This window comes from Serratia sp. 506_PEND, assembly GCF_001076875.1.
Classification (GTDB): Bacteria; Pseudomonadota; Gammaproteobacteria; order Enterobacterales; family Enterobacteriaceae; genus Serratia; species Serratia marcescens.
On the sequence record NZ_JVEL01000598.1, the window covers coordinates 1 to 22,933 of the forward strand.

The following is a 22,933-nucleotide window of genomic DNA, read 5'->3' on the forward strand; positions in this document are numbered from 1 at the left end:
GGAGGCTTCCAGGTTCTGCTTGAGCATGTCATCCTTCACCGACTTGTTGCCGGAGAAAGTGATGCTGGCGATGGTAGGACGTTCCTTCACCTGCACGATCAAGGTATTACCATCGCGCAGCACGCGCACGTCCTCGAAGTTGCCGGTGGCAAACAAGGCACGGATGGTATTACTGATGTCATCGTCAGTGACGGTATCGCCGACGCGAACCGGCATGTTGAGTAACGCCGCACCGACGGCGACTCGCTGCAGGCCTTCGAAATGAATGTCTTTCACTACGAACCCGTCTGCACCGTATACGGTGGCGCTGCCAAACAGCAGCGACGCTATGAGCAACTTTTTCATCGCCATCGTTGTTATGCGTTCTTCCTAACCTATCCCCGCCCCTAAAGGCGGGAAAAATCATTGAAAAGTGCAAGACCCATCAACAACACCAGCACGATCGAACCTATGCGGTAGCTGTAGTCCTGTACTCGCTCGGAAACCGGCCCACCCTTCAGCTTTTCTATCGCCAGGAAGAGGAGATGCCCACCATCTAACACCGGTAATGGGAACAGGTTGATGATACCCAGGTTGACGCTAATCAACGCCAGGAACATCAGATAATACACGAACCCGACTCCGGCTGACGCCCCAGCTCCCTGTGCAATCGAGATCGGGCCACTCAGGTTGTTCAGCTTTACATCACCGGTTATTAATTTGCCCAGCATGTTGACCGTCAGCCGCATCAGCTGCCAGGTCTTGTCACCGGCCTGATACAGCGCCGGGAACGGTCCATACTGGCGAATCGTTTTATACTCGTCCGGCAGCGGCAGCACTTTTGGAATGATGCCTGCAAACCCCACCGATTTGTCTTTTCCCACCGGCTTTGTATCCGGTATCAGCGTCAAAGACAAGGGGGCGCCGTTTCTTTCAATCTCCAAAGCCAGCGGTTGCCCCGGGCCATCGTGGATACGCTTCACCAGCGTCTGCCAACGACCCAACGCCTGACCATCGACTTTAACGATCCTGTCCCCCGCTTGTAAACCCGCCTTTTGCGCCGCCGAGTTAGGCTGCACTTCCGCCAACACGGATTCGATCTGCGGGCCGCGCGGCATAATGCCCAGCGCGACAACGGGATCCTGCTTGTCCGGTTCAAAGTTCCACTGGCGCAAATCCAGGGTTTTGGTCACGACCTGCGAAGAGCCGAACGGCGCGACGCCGACTTCGGTTTGCGCATCGCCGATCTTCGCCACCAGCGCCAGACGAACTGACTCCCAATCAGGCGTTTCGATGCCGTCAACCGACTTTAGTTCCATGCCAGACGAAATTTCAGCCTTGGCGGCGATGGATTGCGGCGCGATCTCGCCGATCACCGGGCGGAAACTCGGCACGCCGATGATGAACACCAGCCAATAGGCAAGGATAGCAAACAGGAAGTTGGCGATGGGGCCGGCGCTGATGATGGCCGCGCGCTGCCAGACGGTTTTGTTGTTGAAGGCCTGATGGCGCATTTCCGGCGCCACCGACTCCACGCGCTCGTCCAGCATCTTCACGTAGCCGCCAAGCGGAATCAAAGCGATGACGTACTCGGTGCCCTGGCGATCGGTGCGGCGCCACAGCGCCCGGCCAAAGCCGATGGAGAAACGTTCAACGCGCACGCCGCAACGACGGGCAACCCAAAAGTGTCCGAACTCGTGCACGGTAATCAAAATACCGAGCGCAATCAGAAACGCCACCAGGTTCCAAAGCACGCTGACCATCATCCCTCACTTTCCGTCATTGACGGATTAAAACACCAACAGCATCAGGCAGGCAAACACCGGCACCGCCGCGGTCAGGCTGTCGATACGATCCAGTATGCCGCCGTGACCGGGAATCAAATGACCGCTGTCCTTGATGCCCGCTTCGCGTTTGAACATGCTTTCGGTCAAATCGCCCAGCACCGAAGCCAGCGCGGCGATCACCGAACAGGCCAACAGCGTGGTCGGCACCACGTTCAGCGGCGCGTAGCGGCCGAACAGCCAGGAAATGACCGCCGATGTCAGCAGCCCGCCGATCAACCCTTCCCAGGTTTTACCCGGCGAGACCTTCGGCGCCAGCTTATGCTTGCCGAACAGCTTGCCGAACATATAGGCGCCGGAATCCGCGCCCCACACCAGCAGCATCACGTACAGCAGCCACCAGGCGCCGGTAAACGGGTTTTGCTCATAGCCGAACTGGCGCAGCGCCAGCATGCCCCAAAAAAACGGCACGATGGTCAGCAGGCCGAACAGCAGGCGCAGCGGGCGCGAATTGCGCCAGATGGCGGCCGAGCCGGGGTAAAACAGCACCAGCAGCAGCGCCGCCAGCCACCAGGCCAGCGACAGCCACAGCGAGCCGCTTACCTGCGGCACGGATTGATGGTAGGCGGGAACGCTGAGCATCATCAGCGCCAGCAGAAAACCGCACAGTATCGCCAGCCAGATGCGCTGCGAACGGGAGGTAAAACCGGCCAATTGGCCCCACTCCCAGGCTGCTAACATGCACACGACGAGCGTTACCAGAGCAAAGGCCAGCGGCGGCAACAGGAACAGCGCCGCGATAACGATCGGGATTAAAATCAGAGCAGTTATGAGGCGATACTTCAGCAAAAGTTCTCCCTAGGACGCATCGGCGCCGATAGGTGTTGTTCCCCCGAAGCGGCGCTCACGTTGTGCAAATGCATTCAGCGCACCTTCAAAGACAAGTTCATCGAAATCAGGCCAGAGCACATCAGTAAAGTAAAGTTCAGCATAGGCGATTTGCCACAGCAGGAAGTTACTGATGCGATGCTCGCCACCGGTGCGGATAACCAGATCCACCGGCGCCAGGTCGCTCATGCAAACCCGTTCGCTCAATAATTCCTCGCTGATCTGATCCGGGTGCAGCTCACCGCCCCGTACCTGTTCGGCCAGCTCCCTTACTCCCTGAATGATATCCCAACGGCCGCCATAGTTGGCAGCGATATTGAGCGTCAGGCCATCGTTATTTTCCGTCAGTGCTTCAGAGCGGCGGATCCGCTCCTGCAAACGCGCGCTGAACCGGCTAATATCGCCGATCACCCGCAGCCTGACGTTATGTTTATGCAGGCTTTTTACTTCACTATCCAAAGCGCGGACAAAAAGCTCCATCAGGGCGGAGACTTCCTGCACCGGACGGTTCCAGTTTTCGCTGCTGAAGGCATAAAGCGTGAGTGCATCTAAATGGTGGCTGGCGGCAAAACTGACCGCGCGGCGAACCGATTTCACCCCTGCTTTATGACCGAAGACACGTAACTTGCCCTGACGTTTGGCCCAGCGTCCGTTACCGTCCATGATAATGGCGACATGGCGCGGCCCCGGGGAAGATGGATTAGCCTCTTGTTGGTTTGCGGACGACATAACTCGTACTTATTTCCTCAATAGAAATATAACTGCCTTTCCGGAACATCAGGCCCTTACGCGCAAAAAAAGCCGTGTGCCCGACACGGCTTTCAGCCTGCCCTCGCGATACCCGACGCAGCCGGGTCGCCATTGGCGCACAAGGCGCCAATCGGGCCATAATTCAACGGTATAACCGCTGACAGGTGGCGCAGACTATACCACCTCAGCGGGGCATGAACAAACGGCCCCGCGGCGGCACGCGCGAATTACGAGCAAAATCGGATAATCGCCGTGATCAGCCGCACAACGCGCGAACGCGTTCCTCGGCGGCGGCGCGCGCCTGGCGGTCAATGTCTAAGACCGCGTCGATGCAGGTCGGTTCCTGCAGCGCGAGACGCTCCACCACCTGGCGGTTGACCGCCGCAATGTCGGTAAAGCGGATCTGCTGCTGCAAAAATGCCGCCACGGCGATTTCGTTGGCCGCGTTCAGCGCGGTGGTCGCCGCCTGGCCGGCCTCGAACGCGTCGATCGCCAAATACAGGCAAGGATAACGCTCGCGTTCCGGTTCAGCGAAGGTCAGCGAACCGATGCGGCAGAAGTCCAGCGCTTCCACGCCGGAGTTCACGCGCTGCGGATACGCCATCGCGTGGGCGATCGGCGTGCGCATATCCGGCGTACCCAGCTGCGCCAGCACGCTGCCGTCGGCATAGCGCACCATCGAGTGAATCACCGACTGCGGGTGCAGGATCACTTCCATTTGCTCGGCCGAGGCGTTAAACAGCCAGCGGGCCTCAATGTATTCCAGACCTTTGTTCATCATGGTGGCGGAGTCCACCGAGATCTTGCGGCCCATCGACCAGTTCGGGTGGGCGCAGGCTTGATCCGGCGTCATCGCGGCGAACTGGTCCAGCGGCGTGGTGCGGAACGGACCGCCAGAGCCGGTAAGCACGATGCGCGAAACACCATGACTGTCCAGTGAAGAGTATCCCAACTGGCGCTGAATACTCTCAGGCAAACTCTGAAAAATCGCGTTGTGCTCGCTGTCGAGCGGCAGCAGTTGCGCCTGGCTTTGCCGCACCGCGTCCATAAACAGGCGGCCGCAGGTGACCAGCGACTCTTTGTTGGCCAGCAGCACCTGCTTGCCTGCGCGGATCGCCGCCAGCGTCGGCAACAGCCCCGCAGCGCCGACGATGGCCGCTGTCACTTGATCGACGTCGTCCAAAGCCGCCAGTTCGCAGGCCGCTTGCTCCCCGGCCAATACCTCGGTAGCGACGCCGTTTTCCGCCAGAATGGTGCGCAGCTCGCGGGCGGCGCTTTCATCCGCCATCGCGGCGAAGGCAGGCCGGAATTCGATGCATTGCTGCGCCATGACCGCGACGTTGCGGCCGGCCACCAGCGCTTTGATCGCAAAACGCTCGGGATTCGCCCTGACCACGGCCAGGGTGCTGGTCCCTACCGAGCCGGTCGAGCCAAGAATGGTCAGTTGCTTCATGAGTTCACTCTGAATAACTGTCTGATGAGATCGGAGGTGCTCCAGTGTGGAACCTTGGACACCGCTTGTCCATGATCTTTCAGTACGATGAAACGGGATCTGCGCCACAAAAAACAAAGCGCCGCCCAGGCGACGCTTTTTTTCTGCACGATGCTGATTAGAAATCCATCAGCTCTTTTTCTTTCTCCGCCAACGCGGCGTCGACCAGCTTGATGTAAGCGTCGGTCATTTTCTGAATCTCGTCTTGTGAACGACGTTCTTCGTCTTCGCTGATCTCTTTGTCTTTCAGCAGCGCCTTGACCTTGTCGTTGGCGTCGCGACGCACGTTACGCACCGCTACGCGGCCCTGCTCGGCTTCGCCGCGTACGATCTTGATCAGATCTTTACGGCGTTCTTCGGTCAGCGGAGGCAGCGGAACGCGAATGTCAGAACCGGCGGAAGACGGGTTAAGGCCCAGATCGGAACTCATGATCGCTTTCTCAACGGCCTGGCTCAGGCTGCGGTCGAACACGTTGATTTTCAGCGTGCGGGAGTCTTCCACGGTCACGTTGGCCAGTTGACGCAGCGGCGTAGCGGCGCCGTAATATTCCACCATGATGCCGTCCAGAATGCTTGGCGAAGCGCGGCCGGTGCGGATCTTGCTGATTTGGTTTTTGAATGCTTCTACGCTTTTTTCCATGCGTGAATCAGCATCTTTTCTGATTTCATTAGTCACGTTGCAAACCCTTGGAAGCTGGTTACTTGGCAGGCGATACTCAAGTATAGCCCGTAATCGTACTCGAAGAACGCGCGGCGCCTGGCGTCACGCGCTCCGAAAAAGGGGTGTGAACAGCCTTATTTGCTGATCAGCGTACCTTCGTTCTCACCCATCACCACGCGGCGCAGCGCGCCAGGCTTATTCATATTGAACACGCGGATCGGCAGACCGTGATCGCGAGCCAGCGTAAACGCAGCCAGATCCATCACTTTCAGCTCGCGCTCCAGCACGTCCTGATAGGTTAATTGTTCATACAGCGTCGCATCCGGGTTTTTCACCGGATCGGCGGAGTAGACCCCATCCACTTTGGTGGCTTTCAGCACCACATCCGCTTCGATCTCAATGCCGCGCAGGCAAGCGGCGGAATCGGTGGTGAAGAACGGGTTGCCGGTACCGGCGGAGAAGATCACCACACGGTTGTTGCGCAGCAGGCTGATCGCCTCTGCCCAGCTGTAATTGTCACACACGCCGTTCAGCGGGATCGCCGACATCAGGCGGGCGTTCACATAGGCACGGTGCAGTGCATCACGCATAGCCAGGCCGTTCATCACGGTAGCCAGCATTCCCATGTGGTCGCCCACTACGCGGTTCATGCCGGCTTGCGCCAGGCCCGCGCCGCGGAACAGGTTCCCGCCGCCAATAACTACACCGACCTGAATTCCCAGTTCGACCAGCTCTTTCACTTCCTGAGCCATGCGATCCAAAACGCTGGCGTCGATACCAAAACCTTCTGCACCTTGCAGGGCTTCGCCACTCAGTTTAAGCAGAATACGCTGATATACGGGTTTTGCATTGGTTGCCATGGTGTTCTGTCCTAAGAAGCAGTATTAGTAGTGGGGATTTCAGCCGATGAAACGCGCCTGAGGTGAGTATCACGCTGCAGGGCCTGCCACCGGTGTAATTCTGGCTGGATAGTATGGAACCGCCAGACGGCGGTTCCATCGACAGTCATTAAGACTGTTTGCTCATCGCGGCAACTTCAGCAGCGAAGTCGGTTTCGACTTTCTCGATGCCTTCGCCCACTTCGAAGCGAATGAAGTTGGTCACGTCAGCGTTGTGCTCTTTCAGCACCTGAGCAACGGATTTGCTCGGATCCATAACGAAAGGCTGACCGGTCAGAGAAACTTCGCCGGTGAATTTCTTCATGCGGCCTTCAACCATTTTCTCTGCGATTTCTTTCGGCTTGCCGGACTGCATGGCGATGTCCAGCTGAACCTGGTACTCTTTTTCTACCACTTCAGCAGACACGTCTTCTGGCTTCACGAACTCTGGCTTGCTCGCCGCAACGTGCATTGCGATTTGCTTAACCAGTTCTTCGTCCGCGCCTTTAGCCGCAACCAGAACGCCGATACGCGCGCCGTGCAGGTAGCTGCCCAGCACGTCGCCTTCCAGGGAAGCAACGCGACGAATGTTGATGTTTTCGCCGATTTTTGCCACCAGCGCTACGCGCTCTTCTTCGAACTGTGCTTTCAGCACGTCAACGTCAGTGATTTTGCCAGCCATAGCGGCATCCAGCACTTTGTCGGCGAACGCCTGGAAACCGGCGTCTTTTGCTACGAAGTCAGTCTGGCAGTTAACTTCCAGAATGATGCCGTAGTTGCCTTCGATCTTGGTTTTGATCACGCCGTCAGCAGCCACGTTGCCTGCTTTTTTAGCGGCTTTGATCGCACCGGACTTACGCATGTTTTCGATTGCCAGTTCGATGTCGCCGTTGGATTCAACCAGCGCCTTCTTGCAATCCATCATGCCAGCGCCGGTACGCTCGCGCAGTTCTTTTACCAGGGCAGCGGTAATATCAGCCATTTCTTTTTCCTCGGTTATCTCGCGTGGAGACAGTTCTCATTCAGATAAGCAAAGGGGGCCTTAACAGGCCCCCCTAACCAACATATGTCAATACCTGGTTAATAAGGGCTCAGTGACGAGCTTGCCTTATTATTCAGCTTCTACGAAGCCTTCTTCCGCCTGAACGGCCAGATCTTGAGAACGACCTTCACGCACAGCGGCAGCAACAGCAGTCAGGTACAGGTTTACTGCACGGATTGCGTCGTCGTTACCAGGGATGATGAAGTCAACGCCGTCTGGGTTGGAGTTGGTATCAACGATAGAGAATACCGGGATACCCAGGTTGTTGGCTTCTTTGATCGCGATGTGCTCGTGATCGGCATCGATAACGAACAGTGCGTCTGGCAGACCGCCCATATCTTTGATACCGCCCAGGGAGTTTTCCAGCTTGGCCAGTTCACGAGTGCGCATCAGCGCTTCTTTCTTGGTCAGCTTGTCCAGGGTGCCGTCTTGAGACTGGATTTCCAGATCTTTCAAACGCTTGATGGACTGACGAACGGTTTTCCAGTTAGTCAGCATGCCACCCAACCAGCGGTGGTTCACGAAGAACTGGTCACAGCTGTTCGCAGCGTCTTTTACCGCTTCGCTTGCTGCGCGTTTGGTACCAACGAACAGGATCTTGCCTTTACGGGAAGAGATCTTGCTCAGTTCAGCCAGAGCGGCGTTGAACATTGGTACGGTCTGCTCCAGGTTGATGATGTGAACCTTGTTACGAGCGCCGAAGATGAAAGGCTTCATTTTCGGGTTCCAGTAACGGGTCTGGTGACCAAAGTGAACACCAGCCTTGAGCATGTCGCGCATGGAAACAGTTGCCATGATTAAACCTCTATAGATTAATTGGGGTTATGCCTCCACGTATCCCATAACGCCGACCCTGGCGGCGACAAGTCACCTCAGGGCACCCCGGCGGATGTGCCGATACGTGTGTGTTATTTACACAAAATGAGTGCAGTTAAAGTATTTTCGGCCGATTCCCGCCAGGTCACAAGAACCAAGTCGCGGATCGCCGGCGCGCTTTATACCATAAACCCGCCGCAGACACCAACTTTTGTTGCGTTTCGCCGGGCGTCAGGAAATGAAATTTGGCAGCCCCCGGCCGGGCTGATACCATAAGTCACTGCTTCTTATTGTCGACGATAACGACACCTGCGGACGAATTTCATGGCAATCTCAATTAAAACACCTGATGACATCCAAAAAATGCGCGTGGCCGGCCGCCTGGCCGCCGAAGTGCTGGAGATCATCGAGCCGCACGTCAAACCTGGCGTGACCACCGGCGAACTGGACCGTATCTGTCACGAGTACATCACCAACGAGCAGCAGGCCATCTCCGCCTGCCTCGGCTACCACGGCTTCCCGAAATCCGTGTGCATCTCGGTGAACGAAGTGGTGTGCCACGGCATCCCGAGCGATGACAAAACGCTGAAAGACGGCGACATCGTCAACATCGACGTGACCGTGATTAAAGACGGTTTCCACGGCGACACCTCGAAGATGTTCATCGTCGGCAAACCGACCATTCTGGGCGAGCGCCTGTGCCGCGTCACTCAGGAAAGCCTGTATCTGGCGCTGAAGATGGTCAAACCGGGCATCCGTCTGCGCACCCTGGGCAAGGCCATCCAGCAATTCGTCGAAGCCGAGAAGTTCTCCGTGGTGCGCGAGTACTGCGGCCACGGCATCGGCGAAGTGTTCCACGAAGAGCCGCAGGTGCTGCACTATGACGCGGACGACGGCGGCGTGGTGCTGCAGGCGGGCATGGCTTTCACCATCGAACCGATGGTCAACGCCGGCGACTACCGCATCCGCACCATGAAAGACGGCTGGACGGTAAAAACCAAAGATCGCAGCTTGTCGGCGCAGTATGAGCATACTATTGTGGTCACTGATAACGGCTGCGAGATAATGACGTTGCGCAAGGATGACACCATCCCCAACATCATTACGCACGAGATGTAAGCACTGCGGCGCACGCCGCGTGCAGAATGTCACCAGGCCGGCTTATGCCGGCCTTTTTTATGGGCTGCGCACTATGTCTGACAATCTCCTTCAACCGGCCGTGCCGATGCCGCCCGCCTCTCCCAGCGTCTACGGCGACGACGAGCTCACCTGCCCGCTGCTGAAACAGCGGCTGGAGCAGTTCCAGCTGTGGCTGGCGGCGGCGTTCGACGCCGGCTCCAGCGCCGAAAGCCTGGTGGCGGCGCGCAGCGACTTCATCGATCGCCTGCTGCGCCGGCTGTGGACGTTCTACGGCTTTGAAGATATCCCGGAAACCGCGCTGGTGGCGGTCGGCGGTTATGGCCGCGGCGAGCTGCATCCGCTGTCGGATATCGACGTGCTGGTGCTCAGCCAGCGCCGGCTGACGGAGCAACAGTCGCAGCGGGTCGGCGAGTTCATCACCCTGCTGTGGGATCTCAAGCTGGAAGTGGGCCACAGCGTGCGCACTCTGGAAGAGTGCCTGCTGGAAGGGCTGGCGGATCTGACCGTGGCCACCAACCTGATCGAATCGCGCATGATTTGCGGCGACGTCGCGCTGTTCCTGCAGATGCAAAAGCATATCTTCAGCGACGGCTTTTGGCCCTCGCCGCAGTTCTTCCACGCCAAGATCAGCGAGCAGCAGGAGCGTCATCAGCGCTACCACGGCACCAGCTATAACCTGGAGCCGGATATCAAAAGCAGCCCCGGTGGCCTGCGTGACATCCACACGCTGCTGTGGGTGGCGCGCCGCCACTTCGGCGCCACCTCGCTGGACGAAATGGTCGGCTTCGGTTTCCTCACCCAGGCCGAGCGCAACGAGCTGAACGAATGCCAGAGCTTCCTGTGGCGCATCCGCTTTGCGCTGCATCTGGTGCTGCCGCGTTACGACAACCGTCTGCTGTTCGATCGTCAGCTCAGCGTGGCGCAGCTGCTGCGCTATGAAGGCGAAGGCAACGAGCCGGTCGAGCGCATGATGAAAGACTTCTACCGCATGACGCGCCGCGTCGGCGAGCTGAATCACATGCTGCTGCAGCTGTTCGACGAAGCCATCCTGGCGCTGGACGCCACCGAAAAGCCGCGTCCGCTGAACGACGATTTCCAGCTGCGCGGCGATCTGATCGATCTGCGTGACGAAACGCTGTTTATCCGCGAGCCGCAAGCCATCATGCGCATGTTCTACCTGATGGTGCGCAATCGCGAGATCAAGGGCATTTACTCCACCACCGTGCGCCAGCTGCGCCACGCGCGCCGCCACCTGAAACAGCCGCTGTGCACCATCCCGGAAGCGCGCGATCTGTTTATGGCCATCCTGCGTCACCCCGGCGCGGTGTCGCGCGCGCTGGTGCCGATGCACCGTCACAGCGTGCTGTGGGCCTATATGCCGCAGTGGGGCAAGATCGTCGGGCAGATGCAGTTCGATCTGTTCCACGCCTATACCGTCGACGAACACACCATCCGCGTGCTGCAGAAGTTGGAGAGCTTCGCCGATGCGCAAACCCGGCCACGCCATCCGCTGTGCGTGGAGCTGTATCCGCGCCTGCCGCACCCGGAACTGCTGCTGCTGGCGGCCTTGTTCCACGATATCGCCAAAGGGCGCGGCGGCGATCACTCGATCCTCGGCGCGGAAGACGTGGTGGAGTTCGCCGAACTGCACGGCCTCAACTCGCGAGAAACCCAGCTGGTGGCCTGGCTGGTGCGCTGCCACCTGCTGATGTCGGTCACCGCGCAGCGCCGCGATATCCAGGATCCGACGGTGATCCAGCAGTTCAGCAGCGAAGTGCAGAGCGAAACCCGCCTGCGCTATCTGGTGTGCCTGACGGTGGCGGATATCTGCGCCACCAACGAAACCCTGTGGAACAGCTGGAAGCAGAGCCTGTTGCGCGAGCTGTATTTCGCCACCGAAAAACAGCTGCGCCGCGGCATGCAAAACAGCCCGGATCTGCGCGAACGCGTGCGCCACCATCGCCTGCAGGCGCTGGCGCTGCTGCGCATGGACAACATCGACGAAGAGGCGCTGCACCGCATCTGGAGCCGCTGCCGCGCCGATTACTTCCTGCGCCACTCGCCGAATCAGCTGGCCTGGCACGCCCGCCACCTGCTGGCCCACGACTCCACCCAGCCGCTGGTGCTGGTCAGCCGCCAGGCGACGCGCGGCGGCACCGAGATCTTCATCTGGAGCCCGGATCGCCCTTACCTGTTCGCCGCCGTCGCCGGAGAGATGGATCGCCGCAACCTGAGCGTGCACGACGCCCAGATCTTCACCAACCGCGACGGTATGGCGATGGACACCTTTATCGTGCTGGAGCCGGACGGCAGCCCGCTGGCGCAGGATCGCCACGCGGCGATCCGCCAGGCGCTGCTGCAGGCCATCACCCAGCGGGAGTACCAGCCGCCGCGCGTGCGCCGCCCCTCTTCCAAGCTGCGCCACTTCAGCGTGCCGACCGAGGTCACTTTCCTGCCGACCCACACCGATCGCCGCAGCTACCTGGAGCTGACCGCGCTCGACCAACCCGGCCTGCTGGCGCGGGTGGGCGAAGTGTTCGCCGATCTGGGGCTGTCGCTGCACGGCGCGCGCATTTCCACCATCGGCGAGCGGGTCGAGGATTTGTTTATCCTGGCCGACGGCGAGCGGCGCGCGCTCGACCAAGAAACGCGCAGAAAGTTGGAGCAACGGTTGACAGAGGCCCTCACCCCAAACGATAAAATGTGATACAAGTAACTTTTTACCGACAACATCAGGAAAGAGAACAGCATGCAGCAATTACAGAACGTTATTGAAAGCGCCTTCGAACGCCGTGCGGACATCACTCCGGCGAACGTAGACACCGTAACGCGCGAAGCGGTAAACCAGGTGATCGGCCTGTTGGACAGCGGCGCCCTGCGCGTCGCCGAGAAGATCGACGGTCAATGGGTCACCCACCAGTGGCTGAAGAAAGCCGTGCTGCTCTCTTTCCGCATCAACGACAACAAGGTGATGGACGGCGCGGAAACCCGCTACTACGACAAAGTGCCGATGAAATTCGCCGACTACGACGAAGCGCGCTTCCAGAAGGAAGGTTTCCGCGTCGTGCCGCCGGCCACCGTGCGCCAGGGCGCGTTCATCGCTCGCAACACCGTGCTGATGCCGTCTTACGTTAACATCGGCGCCTACGTCGACGAAGGCACCATGGTCGACACCTGGGCCACCGTCGGTTCTTGCGCGCAGATCGGCAAAAACGTTCACCTGTCCGGCGGCGTCGGCATCGGCGGCGTGCTGGAGCCGCTGCAGGCCAACCCGACCATCATCGAAGACAACTGCTTCATCGGCGCGCGCTCCGAAGTGGTGGAAGGCGTGATCGTGGAAGAAGGCTCGGTGATTTCGATGGGCGTTTACCTCGGCCAGAGCACCCGCATCTATGACCGCGAGACCGGCGAAATCCATTACGGCCGCGTGCCGGCGGGTTCGGTGGTGGTTTCCGGCAACCTGCCGTCGAAAGACGGTTCTTACAGCCTGTACTGCGCGGTGATCGTCAAGAAAGTCGACGCCAAAACCCGCGGTAAAGTCGGCATTAATGAGTTATTGCGCACTATCGACTAAATTGAAATAGCGGGTGATTCACCCGCTATTTTTTTGTCTGCGTTTCGCTGGCAGTCACAGTCGCAGATCTCGCTTTCCGCCATAATTGCAGTCGTGGAATATAACGATCACATCTAAAGAGGGCGCAGTATGTACGATAACTTGAAGAGTTTGGGCATCAATCAACCGGAAGACGTCGATCGCTATAGCCTGCGTCAAGAGGCCAACAACGACATCCTCAAGATCTATTTCCGCAAGGACAAAGGCGAGTTCTTCGCCAAGAGCGTGAAGTTCAAGTACCCGCGCCAGCGTAAAACCGTGGTGGCGGACAACGCCGGCCAGGGCTACAAGGAAATTCACGAGATCAACCCGAACCTGCGTTACGTGATCGACGAGCTGGATCAGCTGTGCCAGCGCGATCAGGTGGAAGTGGATCTGAAGCGTAAAATCCTCGACGACCTGCGCCATCTCGAAGGCGTGGTGTCGCACAAGATTGCCGAGATCGAAGCCGATCTGGAAAAACTCACCCGCGGCAAATAATGCGGATCGGTTAACCCGCATCATCGTTAAGGCGCCCTTTTGCGGCGCCTTTTTACGTTATGACTGCAGCAGCGTGCCCCACTGCTCGACCCACGGGCAGGCGGCCACTTCCGGCTCCGGCTGTTCCATCGCATCGATCTCCAGCACTTCGCCAACGCGGGTGGCGCCCTGCTCCTGCAGCAGCGCGTCGAACGCGCGCCCGGCGCCGCAGAAGTTGTCATAGCTGCTGTCGCCGAGGGCGATCAGCCCATAGCGCAGCTCCGGTTGATAGCCAACCTGATCGCGGATAGCGTGGAACAACGGCGCGATGCTGTCCGGCAAATCGCCCTGCCCGGTGGTGGAGGTGATCACCAGCGCGTAGTGCTGACGATAATACTGCCAGGCCTCCAGCGTGCCCTCTTCGAACAGTTTGACCTCATGGCCCTGCTCGCTGAGGATGTTTTGCGCCTCTTCCGCCACCAGCAGCGAATTGCCGTAGACCGTTCCCACGAAGATACCAACCTGAGCCATGGCTCCTACTCCCTTCATTACCTTTAAAAATTGTCAGCTATCCTGACCGTTAGCCGCGCTAAACTCAACCCCGGCAAGTTCAGGGAATACCCCCGCCCAGCCGAACTGCGCCATCACCCCTTGCCAGGCTTCGTCCCAGCGCGCCGTTACCTGCAGCGGCTCGCCGGTCACCGGGTGCGTCAGTTGCAGGTGGCTGGCGTGCAGCATCAGGCGCGGGCAGCCGAAATGCTGCGCCATCCCGCGGTTCTGCCGCAGATCGCCGTGCTTGCTGTCGCCGATGATCGGATGGCGAAGATGCGCCATGTGGCGCCGCAGTTGGTGCTTGCGGCCGGTTTCCGGCTGCAGTTCCACCAGACTGTACCGCGCGCTGTCGTAGCGGCCGACGGCCACCGGCATCTCTACCTGCGCCAACGGCCGGTAGTGCGTCACCGCCGGCTGCGGCCCCTTGTCGGCATCGGCATGTTTATCGGCGATTTTATCCAGCTCCGCCGTCAGCGGGTAGTCGAGGGTCGCCTCCTCCTGCACGTAACCGCGCACCACCGCATGATAGGTTTTCTGCACCTGGTGCTGCTCGAATTGCTGCGACAGCAGGCGCGCCACCTCGCTGGAGAGCGCCATCAGCAATACGCCGGACGTCGGGCGATCGAGACGGTGCACGGTAAAGACATGCTGCCCGAGTTGATCGCGCACCGTCTGCATCATAAAACGAGTTTCATGACGGTCCAGCCAACTGCGGTGCACCAACCAGCCCGACGGTTTGTTCACCGCCACCAGGTGTTCATCCTGATACAAAATCTCAATCACATCGCGTTCCCAGGTCAATAGCCGTTTCGGGCGCGAGTATAACAGGCATGAGACGCAACGCTAGTTCACCCATTCGATGGTCACCAAGCGCGTATCGGCGCGGCCGCGATCGTCCACCGCCCGAATGCGGTAGCGCCCATTGTTGATCGGCCGCCAGTCGATCGGTTTTTTACTGGCGCTGCTGCCGAGATAGATATCGTCGACGAACCAGTACACCGTCTTGCTGTCGGCGTCCGTCACCGCATTGAAGGCGATGTTGTCCCGCCCCTGCTGCGACTGGCGCAGGGTATAAGTGGTGTTTTTTAACGGCGAGGTGATGCGCGGCGCGTTGCCGCCGACGGCGATGCCGTTGTCCTTGCAGCGATTGACCGGCGGCGCCCGCTTCGGCAGCCCGGCCTGGGCGAACACGTTGGCCAAATCGGAAGGCCAGAATTCAAAAATTTCGGTGCGAGTCTGCGCCGCGTCATACGGCGGGCAAACGACCTCGCCGCTGTGAATATCCAGCACCACCGGCCGGTAGACGCTGTCCACCTTGATCGGCGACTTGCCGGGAATGAACCAGGTCTTGCCCTTTTGCTGGCACCACGGCGTCGGCAGATCGCCGCTGGCGAGACAAATGTCTACCCGCCGCAGCCGTTGGGGGAACGGATGTTTCGGCTCCCGCAGGGCGGGATAGCTGGCGTTGACGCTGTCGATGATATTGAAAAACAGCGGCGCGGCCGCCTCGGCGCCGACCAACGCATTGTTGCCGCGCCCGTCGAAATTGCCTTCCCACACCACCAGCACGTAAGGACCGAAAATCCCGACGCTCCAGGCGTCGCGAAAGCCCCAGGAGGTGCCGGTCTTCCAGTACACCGGCAGCGACGAAGAACGCTGCGCCAGCGTATCGCCCGGCCGCCGGTGCTGGCGCAGCATATCCAGCGTGATGAAACTGGCCTCCTCGCTCAGCAGCCGCACCGGCGTCGATTCGGCCTGGTTCAACTGCATGCGAAGCGGCCGCAGCTCACCGCGATTCGCCAGCAGCGCATACAGCTTCGCCAATTCCTGCGCCGTTACCTCGCCGCCGCCCAATACCAGCGACAGCCCGTAGTGGCTCTCATTGGCCATATTGGCGACGCCGGTCAGGCGTAAGAACTGATAAAAAGTCGGCTGACGCAGCTGCGAGGCGACATATACCGCCGGAATATTGCGGCTGAAATTTAGCGCGTCGGTGGCGGTCACCGGGCCGAGGAAGCGCCGGTCGAAATTTTCCGGCGCATAGGCGCCGAACGACGAAGGCACGTCTTTCAGGATGGTCATCGGATGCAGCACGCCCTGTTCCATCCCCAGCGCGTAAATGAACGGCTTCAGCGTCGATCCCGGCGAACGCTTGGCGTTGGTGCCGTTCACCTGCCCCTGAATCGGACGGCTGTAATAGTCCGCCGATCCCACCAGCGCGCGCACCCCCATATCGCGGCTGTCCACCAGCAGCACCGCGGCATTTTGGATGCCGCGGCTGCGGTTGCGGGCGATAAAGGCGTTAACCTGCCGCTCGACCAGCCGCTGCAACCCGGCGTCCAGCGTCGTGTCGACGCGAGTGTCGCGCTGCACCAGTTGCTGCGTCTGCAGGCGCAGCTGTTCGATAAAGTGCGGCGCAATATAGGGCACTTGCTCAGGCTGTCGCAGCGCCAGCGGCAGGCGGAACAGCGTTTGCTGGCTGGCGTCGGTCGGGTAAACCTGTTGCCAGCGCAGGAACAGACGGTTGCGCGCCTGCGTCAATGCGGCGCCGAGCACGCCGGTTTTTGGCTCCAGACGGTAGCTGGGCGACTGGGGCAACACCGCCAGCGTCAGCGCCTCCGGCAGGGTCAACGCCTTCGGCGACTTGGCGAAATAGATCAGGCTGGCGGCGCCGATGCTTTCGATATTGCGGCCGTAGGGCGCGTAATTCAGGTAGGCTTCCAGGATATCACGCTTGGAGTAGCTCAATTCCAGCTGCACCGCGCGCAGCACCTGCAGCAGCTTGCCGCCTGGCGTGCGGGTATTGAGATGCCAGCGCATCCGCGCCAGCTGCATGCTGATGGTCGATCCGCCCTGCATTTTGCCGCCGGCGACATAGCTGCGCCAGAAGCCGCGCATCAGGCTGACGGGGTTAAATCCGGGGTTGTAGTAGAACCAGCGATCTTCGTGCAGCAGCAGCCCGCGCACCGCCAGCGGCGACACCTGTTCCAGCGGGGTCCACAATCGGTAGCGATCGTCGTTGGCCAGCGTGATGCGCAACAGCGCGCCGTGCCTGTCGTAATAAACGGAAGACTGCGGCAGCCCCTGCCACAGGGGCGGATGCGGCCACAGCCGAATCGCGGCCAACAGCAGCGCCAGTAAAAACGCCGCCATCAAGCCGTTTTGCAGCACGCGCCCGGTCAGGATCTTCATACGTTCTCAGCATTCCGGCGCCAGACGCTGGCCTGGTGCCGGATATGGCCTAGTCGTTGCCCGCCGGCACCACCACCAGCTTGCCGCCGCCGGCCGACATGGCCTGCACTTCACGGTCATACATGGCTTCGCCGTAGGCCGGTGGAACAATAAAGCTGCCGGTATTGGTGGCCTTGATCTGATAAACAAACTCCTGCACCTCGGTGCCGGCACTGCCGTAGATAATCACCCGATCTTCGCGGATATCGCTGTAGTCCGGCGCCCAGGTGGAGCCGGAGGCGGCCAGCGGCGACTGCCAGCCGCCGCGATCGTCGCTCTCCTCGCCGGCGTCGGCCGGCTCCGGCGGCGTCTGCTGCACCACTTCGAACCCGCCCGGCAGCAGATCGACGATCGCCAGGTTGTTCTGCCCCTCTTTCGAGTTGGCGCGCACCTTCAGATGGACATTGATCTTCTGCCCCAGCGTCACCTGCGTCACCGGCTTGCCCTGTTCGTCGGTGTAATCGCGGACGATCTCAATCCCGCGCGACAGCGCTTTTTGCGGCGCATTCAGATCGTAACCGGCCTGCGTCACCACATACCAGGCCGGCGCGCTGCCGCCGTTGGTGAAGCGCACCGCAGTGGCGTCAGCGTTAAATTGCCCCTGAACGAACAGCCCTTGCAGCTCGCTGATGCGCTGCGGCTCGCCGCCGGCTTTGCCCACCTGCGCGATGCCCAATGCATCCGCATTGGCGGACTGCGCCGCCACCTGGGCCGAGTAGCTTTCCAACGCCAGAATGCTCATCGCGGAAGAGTAGGTGGTGTAGCGCTCTTCTTTCAACGCCTTGACCATATTCTCCAGCACCTGCGGCGGGATCGACGCCACCTTCTCCGGGAAGTGGCGGGTAATCAGATACAGCCGCGTCGCATCCTGCACCAGCGGATCGAAATAGTTCTGCGTCCACCAGGCGCTGTCATACGCCTTGCTCAGTTGCTGCCAGCTCGGTTGCAGCAGCGCGGCGGCTTCGTCGTCCATCTTCAACAGGCGATAGGAAGAGGCCAGATAGAGCGCGCTCAGATCGGTTTTCCACTCTTCGCCATAGCGTTTTTGCAGCGTATCCTGCACCGCCGCCAGCGAGTTGGTGGTCACTTCGCCCTGCAGCGTCAGCAGGTAAACCGCCCAGCTGCGCAGGCGCAGCAGATACAGATCGTCGAAACCGCTGGCCGCCAGCTCGCGCAACGCGCCGTTGGCTTCATCCAGCATGCCTTCCGGCAGGGCGTAGCCCGCCGCTTTGGCTTCGAGCAGATATTGCACCACATAAGGCGTGACGAAAGGATCGGCATCCGGCGACGAACGCCAGGCGCCGATCGCCCCGCTGTCGTTCTGACGGGCGCGCAGCACGCCCAGCAGATTGCGCAGCTGCTTGCTGACTTCCGCCTGGCTCAGGCTGCTTTTCATCTCCGGATGACGGCTCTGCAGCATCAGCGGAATGGAGCGGCTGACGATCTGCTCGGAACAGTAATACGGGTAATCCGCCAGGTATTGCGCCAGCCCGCTGGTCAGCACCAGCGGCGAATTCGACACCGCCGCCCGGCGCTGCGCGAAAGCGTCGAACATCTGGCGCAGGCCATCGACGTTCTGGCTGCCGCCGCTCATGCGCCCCATCACCGACTGGGTGCGGTACGGCGCCGCCGGCCGCACCGAGGTGCTGACGGTGCGGCGGCTGGCCTGGTCGCCGTAACGGGCGTCGAACACCAGCGGCGCATCGCCCAGCACGGCTTTGGCGCGCAGACGGAAGGTGATCACGCCTTCGCGTTTTTCCGCCAGCGTCAGGCTTTGCGTCGCGTTGCCCACCACCTCCAACTGCGGCGGCGGCGTCAACAGGACGTTAATGGCCACCGACTGGCCGTTCAGCCCTTCGAGGTTGTTGCTGACGCCCACGCTGACGTCGAACTCGTCGCCCGGCGCCACCATCGCCGGCACGTTCGGCGTCATGATGAAGCTGTCGCGTACCGTGGCGGCGGTTTGCGCCTTGCCGATTTTCTCCGGCGTCACCGAAATCGCCATGACGCGGATCTTGCCGTTGAAGTAATCCGGCACCGGATAGACGAACTGTTTCTCGCCGCTGACCTCGGTAATGCCGGACCAATAGGCCACCGGCTTATCGCGCTTGCGCTTGAACGGGTTGAGGTTGAGATCCAGCCCTTCGCCCGCATCGCCGCCCGGCGCCGCGGTCAGCGCCATCAGCTTGCTGAACTCCGGCAGGATCAGATCGAGGATCTGCGAGCTGCTCACGTTCAGTTCGCGCTTGCTGAAGAAGAACTCCAGCGGATCCTTCAGACGGTAACGCGCCACCTGCAGAATGCCCTCATCGACGGCGAACAGCGCCACCTGCTGCGGCGCATCGGTCTTGACCGTCATCGTCAGGTTTTCACCCGGCTTGATGACCTCCGGCGCCGTCACCTCGAGGCTGTTTTGGCGCGCCTTGGTGCTGATCTTGAACGGCATCACGCCGTAGCTCAGCGGACTCATGAAGATCTCGCTGGAGTTGATGTCGCGCACGAACTGCACGTTGATGTAGCCGTTGCCCTCCATGCCGGCCGGCACGCGGATCGTCTGCACCGAGCTGGTGGTGTCGGTGTAGAACCACTGCCAGGCGTAAACCTTGTCCTTTTCAATGGTGATCAAGCCACTGCCGGTATAAGGCGCGTTGATCGCCACCTCGATCTCCTCACCGGGCTGGTATTCCGCCTGGTTGAGTTTCAGCTTCAGTTCGGCGTTGCGATCCAGCGAACGGCTCAGGTTGGCGTTGCCGGCCACGCTGTAGGCGACGCGGTTGAGCGTCTTGCCCTGCGCATCTTCAATCACCAGCACGAAGTCGCCCGGCTTATCGGTCGCCAGCCGCAGATCCGCGCCCTGCTCGCCCAGCGCCAGCGGCTGTTCCGACAACTGCACTTCCTTCATCTTCGACTGGTATTTGTAAACGCCCGAATCCTGTTTGGTCAGCACCGAAATGTATTTCTGCTCGATCAACACCTGCTTCAGGTTCGGCATGGCGATCTGTTTCAGGGCCGGATCGATGGCGATCACGTTCAGATGCCGCTCCGCGTCGCGGTTGATGTAGCCCAGATCGCCGTCCGCCTTCACGCCGATCAGGTAATCGTAAGGGGAAACCAGCGTGCGGGCGGTAGCCGCCACCGAACGCCCGCCGCCGGCGACGAACGCCTCCGACAACAATTGCAGCTGATAGGTGGCGTCGGCGTAGGATTTCAGATCGAGCGGAATATCGGCCGCGCCGTGCTCATCGGTGGTGCGATCTTCCAGCTCGGTCTCGAACCCGTCGCTGTTTTGTCGGTTTTCATAGAACGCATAATCCGGGAAACGATCGAAGCTCGGATACATAGGACGCAGCGTCAGCCTGGTGGTCACGCGGCGATCCTGCGCCGGGGTGCCGAACAGGTTCTGCACATCGATGCTGGCCTTCAGCTCAGACGGTTTGACCCAGCCTTGCTGGCGGTCCGGCGTCAACGCCAGTTTCACTTTCAGCTGATCCGGTTCGAACTCCTTCACATTGACTGCGGTATGGCCGAGCAGCGTGGAGGTGTCGTTGTTTTTGCCGATCAGATACAGATAGACGTTCCACTCGCCGGTCGGTGAGTTTTCATCGGTGGTATAGCTCAGCTCGTTGAAACCGCTGGCGCCCAGCGTCAGCGGCACGGTGGACATCAGCTTGTCGCGCGGATCGCGGATTTCGGCGCGCACCGGCACGCCGGCCAGACCAACGCCCCAGTCGGCGGCGCGGGTGATCAGGCCAATATTGAAAGTATCCCCCGGCCGATAAACGCCGCGATCGGAGAACAGGTAGCTGCTGAGCGTGCGCGGATCGGTCGGCGTTTGTTCACCGGCGACGTCGAAGCGCGAGAAGTCCAGCCCGCGATCGTTATAGCTGCCGGTCGGCAGGAAGGAGACATCCCCCTCTTTTTCCACCAGGAACATCACCGGCTGGCGCTCGTTGGTGTACACATCCAGCGCCGGGAAACGCACGTGGCCATCGGCGCCGGTGGTTTGGCTGAGCAGCGTCACGCCGTTTTTGGCCACCACCGACACGGTGGCGCCGCTGACCGGCGCGCCGCTTTGAATCGACTGCACAAAGACGTCGCGCGTCTTGTCCTGCGAGCTCTTGGCGACGATACCCAGATCGGTCACCACCACAAAGCGCGAATCGCCGACGTCGGGCTGCTCTTCCCCTTCGCTCTCATCCTGTTCCTGATCCTGCTCGGCGCCCGCCTCTTCCGCCGCCGGTTTTCGGTTCGGCTGCCATTCAGACAGCGTCAGCAGGAACACCCCGCGATGGGAACTGGCGTTGGTGGAGAGATAGCGGGAGAGATCGATGCCCTGATAGTTCACTTCCCCCGGCCGCTCGTTGTTGAGCGCCGTCTGGTATTTGAAATGCTCGGTGAAATATTCGTCGTTGAGCCGGTTGAATTCCGTGGACGAGTATTCCCGGCTTTTGAAGGAGACGATGTGCTGCAGCTGGCTCGGGATCACCCGCTTGATGTCCAGCCGCAGGCCCGCCACGTTGCGCGCCGCCACGCTGATCTGCTTGTCGCCGTTGACCGATAGCAGCGAGCCCTGCGACATGAACTGCAGCGATTTCGGGAACTCCGGCACTTCGACCACGCGGTAAACCTTCTTCGGCATTTTGTAACCGCCGGCGGAAACCAGCTGGTTATCGATCTCGAGCAGCACAAAGCGGTGCGCCGGGGCGTCGAAACGGAAGCTGAACTGCGGTTGGTAGGCCTCTTCCGCCTCGTTAAGCGCCAACGGCAGTGCCGTCGCCTGCGCCAGCACGTTTTTGCCGACGCTGTCGACCGTCCATTGATAGAAATCTTCAGCATCGTTGGCGGCCTCGGCATCGCTCGGATCGTGCTGCGGCAGCAGCCAGGCTTTCGCGGCCCGCGCCAGCTCTTTATCCTTCACCGCATCGCTGAAACCGACCACCAGCGCACGCTGCCCTTGGCCGGCGTCGGTGTCCACCACCTGGGCGCTGGCGTCGCTCAGCGCCAGGCTGTACAGCGTCGGTACCTTGACCCAGTTGCTTTTCGCCTCTTCGACCGCGTTGCCGGCCGCCGTTGATTTAACGCCCTTGCCGACGGTCAGATGTACCGCGCCGCCCTGATCCAGCGCCTGCAGCGGCTCGGAATGCACCCAGGCGTTCAGTTTTTTCTCGTCATAGACCAGAGAGAAATTCAGCTTTTTCTCGGAGGACGTGCTGCCTTCCTTCAATCCCAGCGAAATCTGTTTTTCAAAGCTGGCGACATCGACCGGCGCGTTGAACTGCAGATTGAAAATCGCGCTGCGTTTCTGCGCATTCTGCGGATCGCGGTAGTACTCGGCCTGCCCCAGACGGTAATCGAACGCGGGCACGGTGAAGGCATAGCGGGTTTTGGCGAGCTTGACCTGCGGCGCCAGCAAGGTGGCGGGCTCAAGGGTCACGTCATACTTCGCGCCCATCGGCAGCGGTTTTTTCGGCGTGAACACCAGCGTTGATTCATTACTCCATGCCCACTGCCCTTCCGCCGTCGGTTTGAGGGTGATGCCGGCGCTCACGGTTTTGCCCGCTGCGGTTATCGGCGCAGCCGAGCCGCTGAAGGTCAGGCTCACCGTTTGCGGCGCCTGCCGGGCGGCGGTGTAGTCTATCGGCTCGGGG

Annotated in this window: 16 protein-coding genes and 1 pseudogene; 4 read left to right on the plus strand and 13 right to left on the minus strand. The window is 60.4% G+C overall.

The window, feature by feature from the left end; all coding sequences use genetic code 11:
* The 9 genes and pseudogenes from ADK28_RS26915 to rpsB all read right to left on the minus strand — a co-directional run.
* A pseudogene (locus tag ADK28_RS26915) lies at positions 1-351 on the minus strand (outer membrane protein assembly factor BamA); the annotation flags it as partial.
* Between the two features lie 35 nt (positions 352-386).
* The gene (gene rseP, locus ADK28_RS26920) at positions 387-1,742 is read right to left on the minus strand and encodes a sigma E protease regulator RseP (RefSeq protein ID WP_048797177.1); all 1,356 of its coding nucleotides are present in this window, start codon (positions 1,740-1,742) and stop codon (positions 387-389) included.
* Positions 1,743-1,769: 27 nt separating this feature from the next.
* The gene (gene cdsA / locus ADK28_RS26925) at positions 1,770-2,612 is read right to left on the minus strand and encodes a phosphatidate cytidylyltransferase (RefSeq protein ID WP_004931949.1); all 843 of its coding nucleotides are present in this window, start codon (positions 2,610-2,612) and stop codon (positions 1,770-1,772) included.
* A 9-nt stretch (positions 2,613-2,621) separates the two neighbouring features.
* The gene (gene ispU, locus ADK28_RS26930; protein WP_004931947.1) at positions 2,622-3,380 is read right to left on the minus strand and encodes a (2E,6E)-farnesyl-diphosphate-specific ditrans,polycis-undecaprenyl-diphosphate synthase; all 759 of its coding nucleotides are present in this window, start codon (positions 3,378-3,380) and stop codon (positions 2,622-2,624) included.
* A gap of 277 nt (positions 3,381-3,657) precedes the next feature.
* Positions 3,658-4,854 carry a 1-deoxy-D-xylulose-5-phosphate reductoisomerase gene (gene ispC / locus ADK28_RS26935; protein ID WP_048797176.1) on the minus strand — a complete coding sequence of 399 codons (1,197 nt, stop codon included), beginning with the start codon at positions 4,852-4,854 and terminating at the stop codon, positions 3,658-3,660.
* A 157-nt stretch (positions 4,855-5,011) separates the two neighbouring features.
* Complete coding sequence (frr, locus tag ADK28_RS26940; protein ID WP_004931943.1) at positions 5,012-5,569, minus strand: ribosome recycling factor; 558 nt, start codon at positions 5,567-5,569, stop codon at positions 5,012-5,014.
* A gap of 119 nt (positions 5,570-5,688) precedes the next feature.
* The gene (gene pyrH, locus ADK28_RS26945) at positions 5,689-6,414 is read right to left on the minus strand and encodes a UMP kinase (RefSeq protein ID WP_004931940.1); all 726 of its coding nucleotides are present in this window, start codon (positions 6,412-6,414) and stop codon (positions 5,689-5,691) included.
* A gap of 148 nt (positions 6,415-6,562) precedes the next feature.
* Entirely contained in the window at positions 6,563-7,414 is an 852-nt protein-coding gene (gene tsf / locus ADK28_RS26950; protein ID WP_016929890.1) for a translation elongation factor Ts, read from the minus strand.
* Positions 7,415-7,543: 129 nt separating this feature from the next.
* On the minus strand, positions 7,544-8,269 hold the full coding sequence (gene rpsB / locus ADK28_RS26955; RefSeq protein WP_016929891.1) for a 30S ribosomal protein S2: 726 nt from the start codon (positions 8,267-8,269) through the stop codon (positions 7,544-7,546).
* Between the two features lie 345 nt (positions 8,270-8,614).
* On the opposite strand from rpsB, the gene map reads away from it, so the two are divergent.
* The 4 genes from map to ADK28_RS26975 all read left to right on the plus strand — a co-directional run bounded on the left by map (position 8,615) and on the right by ADK28_RS26975 (position 13,523).
* The gene (map, locus tag ADK28_RS26960) at positions 8,615-9,409 is read left to right on the plus strand and encodes a type I methionyl aminopeptidase (protein WP_004931936.1); all 795 of its coding nucleotides are present in this window, start codon (positions 8,615-8,617) and stop codon (positions 9,407-9,409) included.
* A gap of 73 nt (positions 9,410-9,482) precedes the next feature.
* Entirely contained in the window at positions 9,483-12,137 is a 2,655-nt protein-coding gene (gene glnD, locus ADK28_RS26965) for a bifunctional uridylyltransferase/uridylyl-removing protein GlnD (RefSeq protein ID WP_028128316.1), read from the plus strand.
* A gap of 42 nt (positions 12,138-12,179) precedes the next feature.
* Complete coding sequence (dapD, locus tag ADK28_RS26970; protein ID WP_004931932.1) at positions 12,180-13,004, plus strand: 2,3,4,5-tetrahydropyridine-2,6-dicarboxylate N-succinyltransferase; 825 nt, start codon at positions 12,180-12,182, stop codon at positions 13,002-13,004.
* A 129-nt stretch (positions 13,005-13,133) separates the two neighbouring features.
* A complete protein-coding gene (locus tag ADK28_RS26975; protein ID WP_004931929.1) occupies positions 13,134-13,523 on the plus strand; it encodes a DUF3461 family protein in 390 nt (129 codons plus the stop codon).
* Positions 13,524-13,580: 57 nt separating this feature from the next.
* On the opposite strand, the gene ADK28_RS26980 is transcribed toward ADK28_RS26975, so the two are convergent.
* From ADK28_RS26980 to ADK28_RS26995, 4 genes are all read right to left on the minus strand, one after another.
* Positions 13,581-14,033: a flavodoxin gene (locus tag ADK28_RS26980; protein ID WP_016929894.1), complete on the minus strand. Its 453-nt coding sequence runs from the start codon at positions 14,031-14,033 to the stop codon at positions 13,581-13,583.
* Between the two features lie 33 nt (positions 14,034-14,066).
* Positions 14,067-14,837, minus strand: coding sequence for a tRNA pseudouridine(65) synthase TruC (gene truC, locus ADK28_RS26985; RefSeq protein ID WP_028127528.1), 771 nt, complete (start codon positions 14,835-14,837; stop codon positions 14,067-14,069).
* Positions 14,838-14,897: 60 nt separating this feature from the next.
* On the minus strand, positions 14,898-17,246 hold the full coding sequence (gene pbpC / locus ADK28_RS26990; RefSeq protein ID WP_016929896.1) for a penicillin-binding protein 1C: 2,349 nt from the start codon (positions 17,244-17,246) through the stop codon (positions 14,898-14,900).
* A 49-nt stretch (positions 17,247-17,295) separates the two neighbouring features.
* A partial coding sequence (locus ADK28_RS26995; RefSeq protein ID WP_048797178.1) for an alpha-2-macroglobulin occupies positions 17,296-22,933 on the minus strand: 5,638 nt, incomplete at its 5' end.